At 70.3% G+C, this 16,930-nt stretch carries 15 protein-coding genes and 5 pseudogenes; 11 read left to right on the top strand and 9 right to left on the bottom strand.

What is annotated here, in order from left to right; all coding sequences use genetic code 11:
- Positions 1–102: 102 nt before the first annotated feature.
- Both ACF1GV_RS41980 and ACF1GV_RS41975 read right to left on the bottom strand, forming a co-directional pair.
- The gene (locus ACF1GV_RS41980) at positions 103–2,136 is read right to left on the bottom strand and encodes an SPFH domain-containing protein (RefSeq protein ID WP_391692350.1); all 2,034 of its coding nucleotides are present in this window, start codon (positions 2,134–2,136) and stop codon (positions 103–105) included.
- Positions 2,137–2,202: 66 nt separating this feature from the next.
- The gene (locus tag ACF1GV_RS41975) at positions 2,203–2,607 is read right to left on the bottom strand and encodes a hypothetical protein (protein ID WP_391692348.1); all 405 of its coding nucleotides are present in this window, start codon (positions 2,605–2,607) and stop codon (positions 2,203–2,205) included.
- Between the two features lie 144 nt (positions 2,608–2,751).
- Between ACF1GV_RS41975 and ACF1GV_RS41970 the strand changes: the two are divergent.
- Positions 2,752–3,860: pseudogene (locus ACF1GV_RS41970) on the top strand (PucR family transcriptional regulator).
- Positions 3,861–4,683: 823 nt separating this feature from the next.
- Entirely contained in the window at positions 4,684–5,217 is a 534-nt protein-coding gene (locus ACF1GV_RS41965; protein ID WP_391692346.1) for a MarR family winged helix-turn-helix transcriptional regulator, read from the top strand.
- Positions 5,218–5,349: 132 nt separating this feature from the next.
- On the opposite strand, the gene ACF1GV_RS41960 is transcribed toward ACF1GV_RS41965, so the two are convergent.
- Positions 5,350–5,862 carry a nitroreductase family deazaflavin-dependent oxidoreductase gene (locus ACF1GV_RS41960; protein ID WP_391692344.1) on the bottom strand — a complete coding sequence of 171 codons (513 nt, stop codon included), beginning with the start codon at positions 5,860–5,862 and terminating at the stop codon, positions 5,350–5,352.
- Between the two features lie 170 nt (positions 5,863–6,032).
- On the opposite strand from ACF1GV_RS41960, the pseudogene ACF1GV_RS41955 reads away from it, so the two are divergent.
- Positions 6,033–6,664: pseudogene (locus ACF1GV_RS41955) on the top strand (SpoIIE family protein phosphatase); the annotation flags it as partial.
- A gap of 107 nt (positions 6,665–6,771) precedes the next feature.
- Positions 6,772–7,302, top strand: a complete 531-nt coding sequence (locus ACF1GV_RS41950; protein ID WP_391692342.1) for a hypothetical protein — start codon at positions 6,772–6,774, stop codon at positions 7,300–7,302.
- A gap of 491 nt (positions 7,303–7,793) precedes the next feature.
- On the opposite strand, the gene ACF1GV_RS41945 is transcribed toward ACF1GV_RS41950, so the two are convergent.
- The 3 genes from ACF1GV_RS41945 to ACF1GV_RS41935 all read right to left on the bottom strand — a co-directional run bounded on the left by ACF1GV_RS41945 (position 7,794) and on the right by ACF1GV_RS41935 (position 11,618).
- Positions 7,794–9,470 carry a chloride channel protein gene (locus ACF1GV_RS41945; RefSeq protein ID WP_391692352.1) on the bottom strand — a complete coding sequence of 559 codons (1,677 nt, stop codon included), beginning with the start codon at positions 9,468–9,470 and terminating at the stop codon, positions 7,794–7,796.
- 965 nt (positions 9,471–10,435) lie between these two features.
- Positions 10,436–10,729 carry an ATP-binding protein gene (locus ACF1GV_RS41940; RefSeq protein WP_391692340.1) on the bottom strand — a complete coding sequence of 98 codons (294 nt, stop codon included), beginning with the start codon at positions 10,727–10,729 and terminating at the stop codon, positions 10,436–10,438.
- Positions 10,730–10,760: 31 nt separating this feature from the next.
- Positions 10,761–11,618, bottom strand: coding sequence for a universal stress protein (locus ACF1GV_RS41935; RefSeq protein ID WP_391692338.1), 858 nt, complete (start codon positions 11,616–11,618; stop codon positions 10,761–10,763).
- A gap of 295 nt (positions 11,619–11,913) precedes the next feature.
- Here ACF1GV_RS41935 and ACF1GV_RS41930 point away from each other — a divergent pair.
- The 3 genes and pseudogenes from ACF1GV_RS41930 (at position 11,914) to ACF1GV_RS41920 (ending at position 13,194) form a co-directional block, all read left to right on the top strand.
- Positions 11,914–12,641 (top strand): annotated as a pseudogene (locus tag ACF1GV_RS41930) (CBS domain-containing protein).
- A gap of 63 nt (positions 12,642–12,704) precedes the next feature.
- Positions 12,705–12,836, top strand: a complete 132-nt coding sequence (locus tag ACF1GV_RS41925) for a hypothetical protein (RefSeq protein WP_391692336.1) — start codon at positions 12,705–12,707, stop codon at positions 12,834–12,836.
- 40 nt (positions 12,837–12,876) lie between these two features.
- Positions 12,877–13,194 carry a CBS domain-containing protein gene (locus ACF1GV_RS41920; RefSeq protein WP_391692334.1) on the top strand — a complete coding sequence of 106 codons (318 nt, stop codon included), beginning with the start codon at positions 12,877–12,879 and terminating at the stop codon, positions 13,192–13,194.
- A 32-nt stretch (positions 13,195–13,226) separates the two neighbouring features.
- On the opposite strand, the pseudogene ACF1GV_RS41915 reads toward ACF1GV_RS41920, so the two are convergent.
- Positions 13,227–13,352: pseudogene (locus tag ACF1GV_RS41915) on the bottom strand (universal stress protein); the annotation flags it as partial.
- 388 nt (positions 13,353–13,740) lie between these two features.
- Between ACF1GV_RS41915 and ACF1GV_RS41910 the strand changes: the two are divergent.
- The 4 genes from ACF1GV_RS41910 (at position 13,741) to ACF1GV_RS41895 (ending at position 15,837) form a co-directional block, all read left to right on the top strand.
- Positions 13,741–14,436 (top strand): CBS domain-containing protein, encoded by a 696-nt coding sequence (locus ACF1GV_RS41910; protein WP_391692332.1) that lies wholly within the window; start codon positions 13,741–13,743, stop codon positions 14,434–14,436.
- A gap of 34 nt (positions 14,437–14,470) precedes the next feature.
- Complete coding sequence (locus ACF1GV_RS41905; RefSeq protein ID WP_391692330.1) at positions 14,471–15,136, top strand: DUF4389 domain-containing protein; 666 nt, start codon at positions 14,471–14,473, stop codon at positions 15,134–15,136.
- Positions 15,137–15,202: 66 nt separating this feature from the next.
- A complete protein-coding gene (locus ACF1GV_RS41900) occupies positions 15,203–15,340 on the top strand; it encodes a hypothetical protein (protein ID WP_391692328.1) in 138 nt (45 codons plus the stop codon).
- Between the two features lie 212 nt (positions 15,341–15,552).
- Positions 15,553–15,837 carry an SHOCT domain-containing protein gene (locus ACF1GV_RS41895; RefSeq protein WP_391692326.1) on the top strand — a complete coding sequence of 95 codons (285 nt, stop codon included), beginning with the start codon at positions 15,553–15,555 and terminating at the stop codon, positions 15,835–15,837.
- Here the strand turns inward: ACF1GV_RS41895 and ACF1GV_RS41890 are convergent, their stop codons facing one another.
- Complete coding sequence (locus ACF1GV_RS41890; RefSeq protein ID WP_391692324.1) at positions 15,838–16,302, bottom strand: hypothetical protein; 465 nt, start codon at positions 16,300–16,302, stop codon at positions 15,838–15,840.
- 381 nt (positions 16,303–16,683) lie between these two features.
- Positions 16,684–16,930, bottom strand: a pseudogene (locus tag ACF1GV_RS41885) (IS5/IS1182 family transposase); the annotation flags it as partial.

Raw genomic sequence — 16,930 nt, 5'->3', positions numbered from 1 at the left:
GCCCGTGGGGGGGTGCCTGGGGGGGGGGGGGGGCGCGGGGGGGGGGGGGGGGGGGGGGGGGGGCCCCCCCCCGGGGGGGCCCCCCCCCCCCACCACGGGTCATCAGGCTCGAACCGTGCCGTTGAGAGCGATGAGCGGGGTGTCGGCGAGGCCCAGCTCGCCTGCTCTGTCGAGGAGCTGCTTCAGCTGTCCGGCATGCGTGCCTGCGCCGTTCATGAGTTTCATCAGCACGGCGGACACGGTCAGGTTCTGCACATCGGCCGTGGAGACCGAGCCCAGGATCCGGCCGAGGTCCTCGGTGAAGTTCGACGAACCGTCCAGCCAGGGCCCTGCCAGCGTCTGCGCAGTCTCGGAGTGCTGGACGAACCCGTCGACGCTCTTGCCGAGCGAGATCGAGGACAGCAGGCGGTCGAAGAAGACGGACTCCCCGCCGACGATGTCGATGTCGGCGTTCTCCAGCCCGGTCGCCAGCACCGTGGCCTGCGCCTCGGCGACCTGCCGCTGCACGTCCAGTCCGGCGAGCCGGATCTCCTTCTCCGCCTCCAGCCGCAGCCGGTACTCCTCGTGTCCGCGGGACGCCTCGTCCAGTGCGGCCATCGCCGCCGCCTTCTCGGTGAGGCCGGCGGCCTCCGCCTTCAGCTTCTCCCCGATGGCCTCCGCCTGCGCCAGGGCCTTCGCCCGGACGCCCTCCGCCTCGGCACGCAGCCGGGCCCCGGTCGCCTCGGCCTCGGCGCGGCCGGCCTTCTCGATGACCTCCGCCTCCTTGTCGCGGACCCGCACGGCGGCCAGTCCCTCGGCGGCGGCCTCGGCCTGCACCCCTTCGGCGAGCCGCAGCTTGGCCTGCGCTTCGAGGTCGGCCGTCTTCAGCCGAGCCTCGGCGAGGGTGACTTCCTCGGCAGCTCGGTGGGTGGCCGCCTGCTCCGCGGCCTCCGCGGCCTTGATGTCCTTGACCAGCCTCTCCTGCGCCTCGGCCTCCGCGGCGATGACGACGGCCTGGCGCTGCCGCTCGGCCTCCTCGACCGCACGCAGCTTCTTGATGGCCTCCTCCTGCTCGGCAACCGTCCGGTCCACCGCCACCCGGTCGCGGACGACCTCGGCGATGTCCCGCTTCTCCGCCTCGACCTCCTTCTCAGCGGCGATCTTGGTCAGCTGGGTCTCCCGCTCCCGCGCGATGACCTCCAGCTGCCGGTCCTTCTCGACGCGCTCGTTCTCGACGGCGATGACCCGCTCGCGGTTCTTCGCGGCGACGGCGACCTCGCGGGCCTGGTTCTCGCGCTGGATGCCGAGCTGCTCCTCGGTCCGCAGGAACGCGGTCTGCGCGCGCAGCCGCTCCTCCTCCATCACCCGCGCGGTCTCGGCTTCCTCACGCGCACGGGAGGTCTCGATCTCCCGCCGCTGCTTGATCTCGGCGTCCGCCTGCCGGCGCTCCAGCTCCAGGATGGTCTCCCGGGCGTCGACGTTCTGCCGGGTGATCTCCTTCTCCTCGGTGCGCTGGTACTCGTTGGTGCGCACGTGCTCGATCGCCGTCAGCTCGGTGATCTTCCGGATGCCCTGGGCGTCGAGCACGTTGGCGGGGTCGAGCTGGGTGAGCGGCGTCTGCTCCAGGTAGTCGATCGCCGCGTCCTCCAGGTGGTAGCCGTTGAGGTCGACGCCGATCAACTCGATGATCTTGTAGCGGAGTTCCTCACGCTGGGTGTAGAGGTCGGTGAAGTCCATCTGCTTGCCGACGGTCTTCAGCGCTTCGGAGAACTTCGCGTGGAACAGCTCCTGCAGGGTGCGCTGGTCGCTCGCCCGCGCGGTGCCGACGGCCTGGGCGACCTTGATGACGTCCTCCACGGTCTTGTTGACCTTGACGAAGAACGAGATCCGGATGTCCGCGCGAATGTTGTCCCTGCAGATCAGCCCTTCCTTGCCGGCCCGGGTGATCTCGATCGTCTTCACCGAGATGTCCATCACCTCGGCCTTGTGCAGCACCGGCAGCACGACCTGACCGGTGAAGGTCACATCGACCTTGCGCATCTTGGACACGATCAGGGCCTTGCCCTGCTCCACCTTGCGGAACAGCCGGGAGACGACCAGCAGCACGGCGACGAGGAGCAACAGGGAGGCGGCGGTGAGCACGCCGATGACAGACATGGCATACGTCCTTGAGGCGTCGGGAGGTGAGGGAGGGAAGACCGCGCCCCGCGAGGGGGGCGTGGCTCAGGCGGCGCTGCCGGGCGCCCCGGATCCGGCGGGCCCGCCTTCGTCGGGAAACAGCCGGTGCAGCGGCCGGACAAACCGGCGCGTCAGACGCCAGGCCACGAACCCGGCTGCGACCGGCGCGAGTGGCCGCAGCGCCGCCGACGTGGTGCCGGAGGGCGCGAGGTCGGCCAGGAGAACGACCGAGCCGATGCCGAGGAGCCAGGCGAGCACGGTCAGCAAGGTCAGCGCGACGGCGACCGGTACACCGCCCATCCCCCAGGGCCCGAGATCGGCGTCCGCATCCAGGCTGTCGGCCGACGTGACGCCGATGGCGACCAGCAGCCAGAAGAACACCGTGATCACGAGCGCGGCGGTCGCGAGAATCCCGGGAAGGCCGGTGGTGGCAGTAACGAACATCCGCATCCTTCAACCCCCTCTTCCGGTCCGTCCCGCGACTAACACACCGGGCGCCGCGCAGCCGGACGGCCGGGGCTCCCGGTGGTCATGGTGCCCGGCCGGCACCGGCTCCCGCATTGCCGAGGCTCGGCAGTGTTCATTAGGGTCTGCATGCCGGTGACCGTCAAAGATCCATCACCGAGGCATCGAGATTCGGGGGACGGGTTTGACGGAGCTGACGCGTCCGAGCGCTATCTCGACGGTTACGCGCGCATCCGGGCCGAGGTTTCCGCCACCGGGCGCCGGCTCACACGCGAGGAGATCGAGTCCCGCCGCAAGCTGGGTGAGCAGGCCGCCGACGCCGGACACGGCCTGCGTCCTCTCATCAGCGCGCCCCTTTCCGCGACTCGCGCCGCCTGGCCGCAAACTCCCGGGTCGGCGGACAGCGCCCTGGCAGCCGTCCAGCAGGCGATAGACGCCTTTGCCGAAGGATTCGAGCGAGCCCAGTTTCTCGCCGTGCGCCAGGAGGAAGCCGCGCGGCGGGAATTCATCGACGACCTGCTCTACGGCCGCAGCGACCTCGGCCGCCTCGCCGAACGCGCCGAGCGCTTCGGACTGCGGCTGTCCCACGCACACGCCGTGGCCGTCGCCGAAGGCCCCGCCGCCTACAGCGAGGGCGGCGTGGTGCCCCGGCAGGTGGAGCACGCGCTGATGACCCGCTTCGGCGACCGCAACGTGCTCCTCACCACCAAGGACGGCCGACTGCTGTGCATCGCCCCTGGCCACGAGGGTCAGCTGCCCTACTTCGCCAGGCAGGCACACGCCGCGACCGACGGCGGCAGGGTCGCCATCGGCCGGCCCCAGGCCGGCCCCGGCGGAGTGGTCCAGTCGTACGAGGAGGCCCTGAATACTCTGGAGTTGGCGGAGCGCCTTGGACTCGACGACCCGGTCCTGCGCGCAGCCGATCTGCTTGTCTACCCGTCCTGGCCAGAGACCGCCAGGCCATGGCCGACCTGGTGCACAACACTCTCGGCCCCCTGACCACCGCCCGTGGAGGCGCCCGACCCCTGCTGGACACCCTGACGTCCTACTTCGAAAGTGGGTGCGTCGCCACCGAGGCGGCCCGTCGGCTGTCGTTGAGTGTGCGGGCGATGACCTATCGCCTGGAGCGCATCCACCAGCTCACCGGCGCCAACCCTGCCGATCCGGGCCACCGTTACATGCTCCAGACAGCGGTCATCGGTGCCTGTCTCCTGGATTGGCCCGCCAAGGACCTGTAACCGCTCGACGCCGCAAGAGACCGGCTGGGAACCGCAGCACACTCGAAGGATCAGCCCACCGCTCCCGCATCGCCGAGCTCCGGTGCCTCCACTGCCGGCCTCAATGAACAAGGGCCCGCCAGCACGGAGAATGCGATGCCGGCGGCAAGGGCGAGGCGGTGGTGTGGTACGAACGTTGACCAACCGGGGCACGCCATTGGCCGGAGCGGCCGCGTAGAGGGACAGGAGCGCACCGGCCCGCATTCTCGATCCGCCGGCGCGCTCACGCATCCGCGGCGGACCCCACCCGCTCAGCATCATGATCGACAGCGGCAGCAGGAGCACGCTGAAGACCGCCAGAGCCGGCCAGTGGTGCAGCGGGTTGCCGTGCACAGCCCGTTCCTCCTCTCGTCCGGTCGCGCGTCGCGAGGTCCCGTGCGACACGGCCGACCATGGAGTCAGGCGACGGCGGCGACCATGCCGGGGCCCGGCAGATCTGGATTTCTTCACCCGCGCGAGCTGTGCCTCACCTCCCTGAGCGTCCTCGTGCACCAAGGCCGTCGGTACGAATGACCCTGGCAACGTCGTCGCCCTTCGGACAACTCACTGGCGACCTGTGTGCCCGATCACGATTGCGCCGCGTGCAGCCGTCCAGCTCGTGCTCCTGCGGCTTCAACGGCTGGCAGGCCCTGCGGCGGGCGGCATGCCGGTGCCCGCCGACGCGAACGTCCGGCCGTCCGCCGGCTGCGCAGCGAAATCGCAGCATCACCGGAGCCGCACCTCACGACAGCGGAGTCGGGAGGACTGGTGAGTCGGTGCCGCGTCGGCGCGATAGAAAGGAGTCATGCGGGAGCGTGAAACCCTCACCGAGGGTGTGAATGATGTTGATGCGGTCACCCGGGCGGTGCTGACTGCGTCCAGGCTGTTGGTGGCAGTGTCGGCACGGTCGTTGGCCGCAGTCGAGGAGAAGATCACCGTCCCGCAGTTCCGCATGCTGGTCGTGCTGTCCACTCGGGGAGCCATGAAGCTGGTGGGGCTGGCAGAGCTGCTTCAGGTGGCGCCCTCCACCGCAATGCGGATGGTCGACCGGCTGATAGCCGCGGGACTGGCGGACCGGCAGATCAATCCGGACAGCCGGCGTGAGACCTTGCTGCAGTTGACCGAAGAGGGACGGCGCACGGTCGCCGAGGTCACGGCGCGACGCCGTTCTGAGATCGCCGCGATAGTGGAACGGCTGGACCCGGGCCAGCAGGCTGCTCTGGTGGAGGCGTTGACGGCTTTCAACGAGGCCGGCGGGGAGCCCCCGGCTCCGCCTGCCGACGACCTGGAGGTGTATCCGCTGGGCTGGACGGACACCGCCGCCAGGCGCGAGGCCTGACCGCCGGCGGGTTTCAGCGCAGCCCCGAGGTGCCAGACCGGCAGCGACACGGAAGACAACGGCTGCGTACGGGATCGGCCGGGGCGGTCACCACGCCGAGGGCTGCCCTGATGGTCGCAAGCCCGCAACCGCTCAACGGTCCCCTTCTGCCGGCCGAGAGGCCGTCTGCAGGCGTACGAACGGAATGTGCCGGCCGGCTTCGCGGTAGGAGGACGGGGTGCCGTCGACGGGGACACCCATGAACGCGCACAGATGGCGAGCCAGGCGCGGGTGCCGCGGCGCGTAGCGGGCCATGATCTCGGCGCCCTCGTCCGCAGGAAGGAAATGGGCGGTGACGGGTATGCGACGGTTGCCGACCAGGATCAGGGTGTGTGGCTGCCGACTCAGGTTGCGGTACCAGTCCGCCGACGGCCCGAAGCCGAAGGCGACGATCCATGAATCCCGGTCCGGCCCGCGGCCTACGACCTCCAGGACCACCTCGTGATGACGTCCGCTCACCCGGCCGACGTGATGCAGCAGGAGCAGGCGTTGCCCGAAGAGGGGGCCCAGCCCTACGCGGAAGGCGAGCATCGGCAGTCGGGCCGCGCGCCGCCGCCATCCACGGAGAGGGCGCGGGCGTGTATGCGTCGTGCCTGGTTGCGCCATCGTCGCCGCCTGTGACCGTCGAGTCACGGCGTATGGCCTCGATCAGACCAGAGAACAAGGGGCCTGTCGCCAACTCCGCGAACGTTTGCACAGTCTAAAGGTAACGGAGGGTGCGCCCGCAGGGCATCGGTGCGGTGGCTCCCGAGCACTAGGGATCGCTGGAGCACGCCATGTCAGCGGAGAGAGCGCCGTCGAGTTCCACCATGCTGGCCTGGATGCCGGTCGCAGTCATGGCCGTCGTGGCCGTCGTCGATGTCTCGGCAGGCCCGGAGATCGGGTTTCTGCCGCTGGTCTCCTCGGGCCCGCCTTCGCCGGGCTGGTCGGCAGCTGGCGGCGCACCGTGCTCATCGGTTCGGCGGCGCTGTTGCTGTGCCTGGGCCTGGGCTCCTACGACGGGCAGTTGGAAAGACGCCGGGTGATCACCGCGATGGCCTCGGTCGCCGGGGTGACCGGCGCCGGCGTCGCCGCCGCCGTGATGCGCGGGCGGCGCGAGGCGGAGCTGGCCAGTGTGCGCTCGATCGCGGAAACCGCACAGCGCGTGCTCCTGCGTCCGGTCCCGCTGACGGCCGGCCCGCTCCAGGCGGCAGTGTCGTACACCTCGGCCGTGGCCGAGGCCAGGATCGGTGGCGACCTGTACGAGGTGGTGGCATCACCGTACGGCGTGCGCGTCATCGTGGGCGACGTGCAGGGCAAGGGGCTGGCCGCCGTGGAGACGGCCGCCGTGGTGCTGGGCGCCTTCCGGGAGGCCGCGCACGACGAACCGGATCTGTCGGGTGTCGGCGCTCGGCTCGAGCGCAGCATCGACGCGTGTGGCCTGTCCTCATCCTTCGTTCCTCCGAGCGAGCCACCTGGCCGTGGCCGTTCTGCGGGGCACACACCGTGTCACGCCGGCCTTCCGTCGCCGTCCTGATGACCGTGCCATCGCAGGAGGTGGTGTCGCATCTTCTGGCCCACCTGAGGGCGGCGGTATGGGGGCCCACCGAGTTCGTCGGGGCATCCCCGTGGCGTCTGGTGGTGGGAGGCGTCGTGACCGGGTGTGCGGCAGCGGGCGGGATCGTCGGTTTGACGGTCGCCGGCGCTTGGACGGGTCGGCCGGCCCTCGCCGGTGGTGAGGCCGGTCTCGTGTGCGCCGCCGCGACCGCCCTGTATCTGGTCCTGGTCCGGGCCGGCCGCGCTCTGGTGGGGATCGCTGCCCTGCTGGGCGTGTGTCTGGCCCTGCAGGCCCCTCCAGCCGCCGCGGGCGTGGTTCTGGCGGAACGGGGACGCGTGCAGTTCGCCGAAGTGACGTCGGTCGAACGCGAAAGCGGGAGCCCGAAGGACCGTGGACGCAACCTTTGCTCGGTCGTCGGCGCCGACGGTGTCCGCATCTGGCGGGGGTGTAAGGACGCCACACACAGCCCGGAGACACGATCGCCGTCGTCTACGGCCCCGAAGGGTTGATCCAACCGCGCGGCGTGGAGGGGCGCTGTCATGGGCGGGCCCTCTGACGGATCTGGCCACGATGGCTGCTGCCCTCGTCACGGTGTGCGTGGTCGCGGTCGTCCGCTCGCACCGGATCACTGCGGGGCGGTCGAGTTCGTCCTGAGCCACGTCGCCAGGGGCGCGCGGCCGACGCCGCCCGTGGTGCCCGGACGAGCAGCCCGACCGTGGGACGGGGCAGGGAACTGGTGCTCACGCCTCGAGTCGGACCGAGGCGGGGGCGGCCACCGGCACGGGGCAATCCTGCGGCACGGTGCGTCGAGTCCGGCGCGGCCGATGATCACCTGCTTACCGGACCTCCTTCGCCTCAAGTGCCGTACCGCGTCGTAGCGCCATTCGTCCCAGTGGGACACGCCCACAGCCGGGCGGAGCGGATCCTTGCGCCACTCGGCTGTGCCTCCGTGCTCTTGGTGCGACGCCGCCGTACGCGGTTCGTCTGTCTGCCGCGGCGTCTACGACATGTGCAGCACGCGGAGCGCCCCTTGATGACTGAGCCAGCCGACGGGCGTGCCCTCGGGGTGGTCCAGGACCGGCAAGCCAGTACCGGGGGCGGAGACCAGGTGGCGCAGAGCGCGGGCGAGCGGCTCGTCCACCGTGACAGGGTCCGGTGTCTCGGCGAGCCGGCCGACGTCCAGCGGGGCGCCGTACGGCTGCTCTGCGAGGGTCTCGGCGACGGCCTGGGCGGTGACGACGCCGACGTAGTGGCCTGAGGCGTTCACCACGGGGAGGGCGCCATGACCGGACAGGCTGAGCAGGTCGGCGGCGTCGGTCAGAGGAGTGGATGCCGGAAGGGGACTGGGCACCGGGTCCATGACGGAGCCGACCCGCTGCCCGCCGATCCGGGCGCCGGGCGCCGGTCCTTCCAGGTCGATGCCGCGCCGCCGCAGCTTGAGGGTGTAGATCGTGTCGCGGGTCAGCAGACGGCTGATGGCCGTGGCCAGCACGATGGCGAGCATCAGAGGCAGGATGATCGAGTACTGGCCGGTCAACTCGAACAGGATGACCACGGCCGTGACAGGCGCCCGGGACGCCCCGGCGAACACGGCACCCATGCCGACCAGCGCGTACGCCCCGGCGGGACCTGCCGCGCCGGGGAGGAGGTGCTGCACGCCCGCGCCGTATGCGGCACCCAGCATCGCCCCGATGAAGAGGCTTGGCGCGAACACCCCGCCCGATCCGCCGATACCGATGGTCAGACTGGTCGCCACCATCTTGCCGACGAGCAGCAGGATCAGGAACGTCACGGCGTACTTGCCCTCGGTTGCCTTCTCCAGCACCGGGTAGCCCACACCGTACATCTCCGGCAGGGCGAGCAGCACCGCTCCCAGGGCGAGCCCGCCGGCCGCCGGGCGCAGCCACTCCGGGCCCCGCCACGCCCAGTCGCAGGCGTCCTCGATCAGGTAGAGCACCCGGGTGAAGCCGACGCCGACGACAGCGGCGACCACGCCGAGCAGGGCGAACAGTCCGTACTGGGCGAAGTGGTCGACGCGGAAGCTCGGCAGGTTCAGGAACGCGACATCCCCGAACGCGGCGCGGCCGATCACGCTCGCAGTGACGCTGGCCAGCACCGTGGCGCCGAAGGCTTCCGCGGAGAGGGTGCCCAGGATGAGCTCCATGGCGAAGAAGACGCCGGCCAGCGGCGCGTTGAACGTCGCAGCGATGCCTCCGGCCGCACCACAGGCGACCAGCAGCTTCATGCGCCCCTCGGACACCTTCGTCACCCGGCCGAGCGTCGAGCCGAGTGCGGAACCGATCTGCACGATCGGCCCTTCCCGGCCCACCGAGCCGCCGGAGCCGATGGTCAGCGCGGAGGCGAGCGTCTTCACCACTGCCACCTTCGGACTGATCCGTCCGCCACGTTGAGCGACCGCCAGCATCACTTCCGGCACACCATGGCCGCGCGCCTCCTTGGCGAATCGATTCACCAGGGGCCCGTACAGCAGTCCGCCGGCCACCGGGGCGAGGAGCACGAAATACGGACCCACGGATGACAGATGCGGATGATCCGCACCCGGTGCGGCCGCGTAGTCCGCATGACCGGAGAAGAGACGCGTGAAGGTCTGGATGCACCAGCGGAAGACGATCGATCCCGCCCCCGCTCCGGCACCGATCACGACGGCGAGCACCATCAGTCCCCACGGGGCGCTGCGCAGCCCTCCGAGAGATGGGTCGGTTGCCGCCCCGCTGGTGGTTGTCATGGGCACGCGCGTCCCCTCGATTGCCGGTGTGGTGCTCATCTATTTCTCCTCCCTCACTTTTGCATTATGCAAAGCTCGTCAAGTCCAGCTTCGGGACATGACACAGCGAGAGAGATGGGAGGGGTGTCGGCGCGGACCACGCGAATGTCAACTACCGTGGGAGATGCGGTTATTGGGCGTGGGGAAACGACCCGGGTCCTGCTCGTGACTCGTCATCCCCGAGCGCCCAGGCGATGGGTACCGTCGGCGGCGCCGGAACGTCAGGGGCTCGCGCTGAAACCGCCGGGCTCGCTCGGAGCTCGCGGTCTCGTCCTGACCGCCCCGCCCGGCGGGTCACTCCGGCCGGGGAGCACGCTCTCGTAGCCGGTGCTCTCCTCCGCGACCACGGCGACACGCTCGGGCGCGGGAGCGGCGTCGGCTACAGGTCTCCCGAACGGCCTGCCTGGTCCGTCGACGAGCTGATCGCGCAGTTGGGAATGCTGGATCAGGCTGCCGCGAGACCATGCGTTCAGCGGATACCGAGGCAGCGAGCGTATGCCGTTGGGGTGGGTATGCAGCCCCACCACGACAGCAGGTCCAGCCCCGACGCAAACGGCGCACCGCCTGCTGGCAGCGACCAGGTCTGCTATCGCGGTGACGCGCGCAGCTGCGCGTCCTGCGGTGCTGGCCGGCGGAAGCCGCAGTGCAGATCATGGGACTGTCCGATGCGGCGCCCTCGGATGAACCCACAGGCGCACGAGCCGATGCGACAGGGAAGGGCCGCTTCGACCTCCCCGGGTACGACAGCCCTTCCCTGATCGGACCAGATGACCAGCACATGGCCCGGGCAGTCACCGTCCGCTGCCTGCCCCTGCGGACGGCGACAGGCACTCGGCCGGCCCCAGGCCTCAGACGCTCTACAACGGCGAGCGTCCGTTGAGCGCGCCGCCGGGGTCGTCGGCAAGGGCGAGGCGGGCAGTGATGCGTTTGCCGACCGGTTCGCGCCGGGCTCGAAGCCCTGGGCGACAGCAGCACAATCTCCAGACCGTGCTGTCCCACACGGCCGGTGTCCGCGGCCCGGGCAATGGGCGCACCGGGTCAGAATCCCAGACCACGATCTCCATCGTGTCGCCGAGGATGCGCAGGTCCAGCATCACGGGGCCGGGGGCGTATTTGCGGGCGAGCACGTCACGGGACCGAGCTGTGGTCATCACTCCCCCTATGGGCGGGCAACTACAACGTTCACGCCGCCAGCGGCACGACCGCCACCGGGCAGTCCGCGTGGTGGAGCAGGGTGTGACTCACCCTGCCGAGCTGGAGTCCGAGGCGGCCCTGCCTGCGCCGGGCCCCGACGATCACAAGATCGGCGGCGGCCGAGCGGCGCACGAGCACGCTATGGGCCGGCCCTTCGACGGTGACACGCCGCACCCGGACAACGGGCTGGTCGGCCACGGTGTCCCGCAGCAGCTCGTCGAGCAGGGCCGAGGCCCGCTGCTCGTGTCGACGCGCCGGTTCGTCGGCGCTCTCGTGTGCGGGGCAGCGCCAAGCGCGTACGACGTCGAGGGCGCACCCGCGGGCCTCGGCCTCGCGGAACGCGAAGCGCACGGCCTCGGCGCCGGTCACAGGTTCTCCCGCGCCCAGCAGAATCCGCTCGTGAGAGCCCGCCAGGCCCGCCTTGTCGCCCCGGACCACGATGACCGGGCAGTGCGCGCGAGCCGCCACGGCCAGACCGACCGAGCCGAGGAGCAGGCCCGTCAGCTCACCCCGGCCACGTGCTCCCGTCACCAGGGCGAAGGCGTTGTTGCCCTCGTGCAGGAGGGCGTCCGCCGCATCGTCGGGGACGACGTCGGTGGTGACCTTCACCTGCGGATTGCGTCGCGCGGCGCGCTCGGCCGCGGAGGCGACCAGGTTCTCCACGAACACGCGCTCGGACGGGCGGCTGAGGCTGTTGGACGGGGTGGCCCGCTCATAGCGCTCCCAGCGGGAGGCGTGCACCAGCCGCAAGGCGAGACCCTGCCGGGCGGCCTCGTCCACCGCCCAGTCGACCGCCAGCAGGCTCGCGTCCGATCCATCGACGCCCACGACCAGAGGGAGTGTCATCGTTCCCACCGCCTTCCGTCGGGCTGCCACGTCGTGCAGCACGGGGGTCCGACTTCACCGTCTCACTGGCCGGCACACCGCAGGAGGGGCGGATCGGCCCCTGGTGGGGACATTCGGCCCATGCATTCGCCCGGCGCGGGAGTCGGCCGGGGCGATTCGGTGAGCCGGGGCCAGTCCGCCCGCCCTCCGTGCCCGCTCAGCCCATGTGGCCCGTGCTCCCTTCGCCGGAAGCTGAAGCCAAGGCCCCATAAGGGGAGTTCGTGATCACCGGCACCCAGGAAAGCGAGGCTCAGCCATGAAACCGACGAGGACAGGCGCTCTCATGGTCGGCGACGTCGTCACCGCGCGGTGCGACACGCCGTTCAAGGAAGTGGTGCGCCTGCTCGAGGAGCACCGCATCAGCGGGCTCCCGGTGCTCGACGAGGACGGCAAGGTCATCGGTGTGATCTCTGAGACCGACCTCGTGCTGCACCAGGCACGCGAGCCACGATCCGCCGGCACCTGGGCACGCCGCCTGCGTCTGCTCAACCGCAGTGCCCGCAGTGACTCCGCCAAGAGCCGTGCCCGTACAGCCGGCGGGGTGATGTCGACGCCCGCAGTCACTGTACGCGCCGACGCCACGGTCGCCGAGGCCGCACGCCTCATGACCGGGCACCGCATCGAGCGGCTGCCCGTGGTGAACGAGAAGGACAGGCTGGTCGGCATCGTCACGCGCCGGGACCTGCTCCAGGTCTTCCTGCGTACCGACGACGAGATCCAGCGGACGTTCAGCAGGAGGTCTTCCTCAACACGCTCTGGCTGGCCCCTCACACCGTCGAGGCGGCCGTGGAGGACGGCGTGGTCACGCTCACCGGTCAGCTGGAACGGCGCAGTGGGGTCCCCATCGCGGTCGGTACGACGCGTCGGCTGGACGGCGTCGTGGACGTCGTCGACCACCTCTCCTACCGCATCGACGACAAGCACGTGGAGCCCGCAGGGCTGGCGCCGCACGGCGTCGCCTACAACTGGTTGCGCAAGCTCTGAACCGGCGCGCTCCCCCGCCCGGTCACATCTCGGGTTCGTAGCGGGGAGAAGACAACAGCGGTCGTGATCCCCATCCTTCTGAGCGTCGCCACCGTACTGGGCTCCTGCCTGCTGTCCGGCAGCGCCCCCACGCACGACGGGGAGCGGGAGCACCCCGCTCCACCGCTCCTCCCTCGCTTCCTAGTCCTCGCCTGATCGCTTCGAGGAGGACACCATGCGGGGCAGCCCGCACGTCGTGAGCGACGTGATGACACGCGCCGTGGTCGCCGTCGGCCGCGACGCGCAGTTCGAGGACATCGTCCAGCTCATGGAGCCGTGGAAGGTCAGAGCCGTGTCCGTACTCGAGGGCGACGGCCGCGTGATCGAGGTCGTCCCAGAGGCCGACCTGCTGCCCGAGGAGGAGTTCCGGGACAGCGATCCGGAGGGTTCGATCGAGGCTGCCCGCGCACCCGATCCGAGCCATGACAGGGAAGGTAAGGATCGGTGGACGGCACCGCCGTCATCGTCATTCTCGGCGTCGCCGACGTGGCTTCGATCTTCCTCTTCGCTCTGAAGGGACTGCGCGACGAACGGCACGTACGCAGGGCGCAGCGGTTCCCCGGCATGGACGAGATGCAGATGCACCTCTCGTTGTACTGCTTCGCGAGCGGCCCAGTCTGCGGCTGCGAGGCTTTCGGGCGAGCCGTCGAGACCGACGGTGATGGTGGGCATGTGCCCACGTCCTTCAGGGATGCACGTCAGTCTCCGAGCCGCAGGCGGGGGCAGGAGGGGTCTGATGTCCCTATCAGTGGACGAACGGCCCTGTGGGACAGGACCCCTGACGCTGTGTCGGTCAGGGCCGGGAGACGCCGCGGCGAGTCACGGCTCGGGATGCGGATCCAGGCCCCGGTGCGGACGGGTTCGGCGGCGCTCTCTCTGCGGTGGGCTGGGCGACGGCCGTGGGCTCTCCCGCAGCGCCGGGGTGCGTGCCCGACGGCCCGGCCGCGGAACCCTCCGGCCGGGTCGCGGTCGGGGCCGACCGGCCCATGCGGCGGCTCCCCGCCGGGCGGAGAGTGGGAAGAGGACCGCACGCGACATCGGGTGACGGGAGGCGGGAGCCATGTGGCATCGGACGGTGAGCGAGCTCATGACCACATCGGTCGTCCGGGCGCATCGGGACACCGGTTTCAAGGAGATCGCCAAACTTCTCGCCGAATACGGCATCACCGCCGTGCCGGTCGTGGACGACGACGAACGCCCGGTGGGCGTGATCTCCGAAGCGGACCTGCTGCGCAAGGAGGCCGGACAACTGGACGCGGTCGGCCTGCCGCCGGTCCTGCGCCCGGAACCCGCCGCCCGGGCGAAGGCCGAGGCGGTGACGGCCGGACGACTGATGAACAGCCCGGCCGTGACCGCCAGGCCGCAGTGGACGGCGGTGGAGGCCGCCCAGGTCATGGAGCGCCACCATGTCAAGCGGCTGCCGGTGGTCGACGAGGCCGACAGGCTGATCATCAGCCGGGCCGACCTGCTCCGTGTCTTCCTCCGCGCGGACAGCGCCATCCGGGAGGAGATCTCCCGGGAGGTACTCCTGCGCACCCTCGGGCTCACGCCCGGCGCGATCACCGTGCGGGTCGTCGACGGCCGGGTCTCGCTGAAGGGCACCGTCGAGCGCAAGTCCGTCGTGCCGGTCGTCGTACGCCTGTGCCAGGGCGTGGACGGTGTGGTCGACGTCTCCGCCGAACTGCGGCACCGGTTCGACGACACCTCCGCGATGCCGGAGGCCGGCGCCTCGCGCCGCGCCGGACTGGCCTCTTGATCGACAACCCTGAGCGAGTCTGGAGTTGGTCGCCATGACCTCGATGGCCGGCATGTCGGACCGTCCGGTCCGGGTCACCGCACAGCTCGACGCACCACTGTCCCGCTGGCTGTGGCTGGTGAAGTGGATCTTGGTCGTCCCGCATTGTGTGGTGCTGTTCCTCCTGTGGATCGCCTTCAGCGTGGTGAGCGTGATCGCGTTCTTGGCCATTCTGTTCACCGAGCGCTACCCACGCGCGCTGTTCGACTTCAACGTGGGTGTGCTGCGCTGGAGTTGGCGGGTCGCCTACTACTCGTACGGTGCTCTGGCCACCGACCGCTACCCACCGTTCAGCCTGGGCGAGGAGCCCGACTACCCGGCGCGGCTGGACATCGCCTACCCCGAGCGCCTTTCCCGGGGCCTGGTCCTGGTCAAGTGGTGGCTGCTGGCCATCCCGCACTACATCGTCATCAGCTTCTTCATGGGCGGCTGGCACCTGGGCTGGTGGGACGGCGGGCTGGTGGCCGTGCTGACCGTGATCGCCGCCGTGATCCTCGCCTTCACCGAGAAGTACCCCCGGGATCTGTTCGACCTGATCATGGGCCTGAACCGGTGGGTGCTGCGGGTCGCCGCCTATGCCGCCCTGATGACGGACGTCTATCCGCCGTTCCGGCTCGACATGGGCGCCACCGAACCGGACGACCCACAGCGGATGCGGTGACCGTTCGTGCAGGAGCCACTTCCGGGCCTTGGCTGACCGGCGTGAGCCGTCCGTACGGAGTTCGCCATGTCGCACCCGGACCGACCGGCCCGTATCGGGTCCGTACGCCTGATCATCGTCCCGTCTCCCCCGCTGTCCGCGGGACGCCAGGCGGCCATGCTCACGGTCACCTCGCACTGCACGGTCCACAACACCCTCCATTAACCGCCCGTGATCGGCATCGAGCGGAACGTGTGAGCCCCTCCAGTGGTGCGGACCGGAGGCAGGACGACCCTCTGGGGGCCAGGGACCAACGACCCGGCGGGTTGGCCTCTTCGGCCCATGTCAGGCGGGGACGACAGGGCGACGGTGAGGGTGAGGCGCCGAGTTCTCGGGCATGAGGCCCACGTCCCGGCAGCCGCGAGGAAGTGGGTGACGTGATGTTCTGGTACGGCCATGATCCCAGCGGCTGGGGCTGGTTCGGCATGTCGGTCGGCATGATCCTGTTCTGGGCCGCGCTCATCGCCTTCGGCGTCCTGCTGTTCCGAGCCCTGTCCCGGTCGTTCGACGCCCGGGCGACGCCCAGCGACTCTCCGCCCCGGCCCGCTCCCGAGCAGCTGCTCGCCGAACGCTTCGCCCGCGGAGAGATCGACGAGGAGGAGTATCACCGCCGTCTGACCGTCCTGCGCGGCGCCGGCGGCACCCGGCTCGACAAGAGCTGATCAGGACTCTGTCGGGCATGCCGCCGAGAAGACGGGCGATGGGCCTTCCTCGACTGCGCCCGTCCGGCCCCCGTGGAGGAGTGGAAGGGTCGGGAAGCGTGGATGAGACGGGAACCGGCCGCTGTGTTCCGCCATCGACTTCCGCGACCAGTGGGTGGCGTTCTTCAGGATCTCCTCCAGCGTCGTGACCACGACCGCCTCCACCTGGTCAACACTGCTGGTGGGCGGCCAGTCCGGCCGCGGCTCGTCGACCCGGCCGTGCAGTCGCTCCGCCAAGAACCGGCACCGCCGCTTGCGGACGGTGTCGGCGGCCAGCCGCAACTCGCGGGCGACCGTGACGATCGGGGGTACGTCCTTGCCCGCGCACGCCAGCACGATCCGCGCACGCACGGCAAGCGCCTGGGCCGACGACGCCCGCCAGGTCCACCGCTCCAACACCGCCCGCTCGTCATCAGACAGCAGCAACGGTTCCAGCTTCGGGCCGGCCCCGTGCATGTGCTGCACCGATGGGCTGCGCTGATGCACTGCACGAATAGCCGCCGACCTCTTCGCCGGTCTGCGTGTCGCCCGCGCCGCGGAGATGCGCCAAAGCGGAGTTCCTGCCCCAGCCGAAGGCCCGACTCGGCGACTGAGCGCTCGCCCGGCGGCCCGCCGTCGCTTCGAAGCGGTGTCACCGGGCAGCCATCCCTCACAAACGCCTTGTGACACCTGCCGCCGCCCAGCGTCTCCCCGAAGGACCGCGGCCGTTCCCGAGGGCCCTGGCAAGACGAGGAACTGACGCACCAGCAGCAGAAGTCAGGCAACTACCAACGAGCAACTACTGGCGCGGGACACTAGGGTCCGTCTTCAAACGGATCTTGCCCAGAGCAGCAGCGACGCGAGACTGACCGCTGCCTCGTATGAGGTGGCGGTCTTGTCGTATCTGGTGGCAATGCCGCGGAAGCCTTTGAGGTGGTTGAAGCAGCGTTCGACTGTGTTGCGACGGCGGTAGGTATCGCGGTCAAAGCCTGGCGGTCGGCCGCCTCGCCGGCCGCGGTTGCGGCGGTGCTTGCGCTGGTCTTCCTTCTCGGGAATCGTGTGCGCGATCCCGCGT

Origin of the sequence: Streptomyces sp. NPDC014006 (assembly GCF_043088925.1) — a bacterium.
GTDB lineage: Bacteria > Actinomycetota > Actinomycetes > Streptomycetales > Streptomycetaceae > Streptomyces.
The sequence above is the reverse complement of the archived record's forward strand: the minus strand, read 5'-3'. Positions and strand labels throughout refer to the sequence as shown.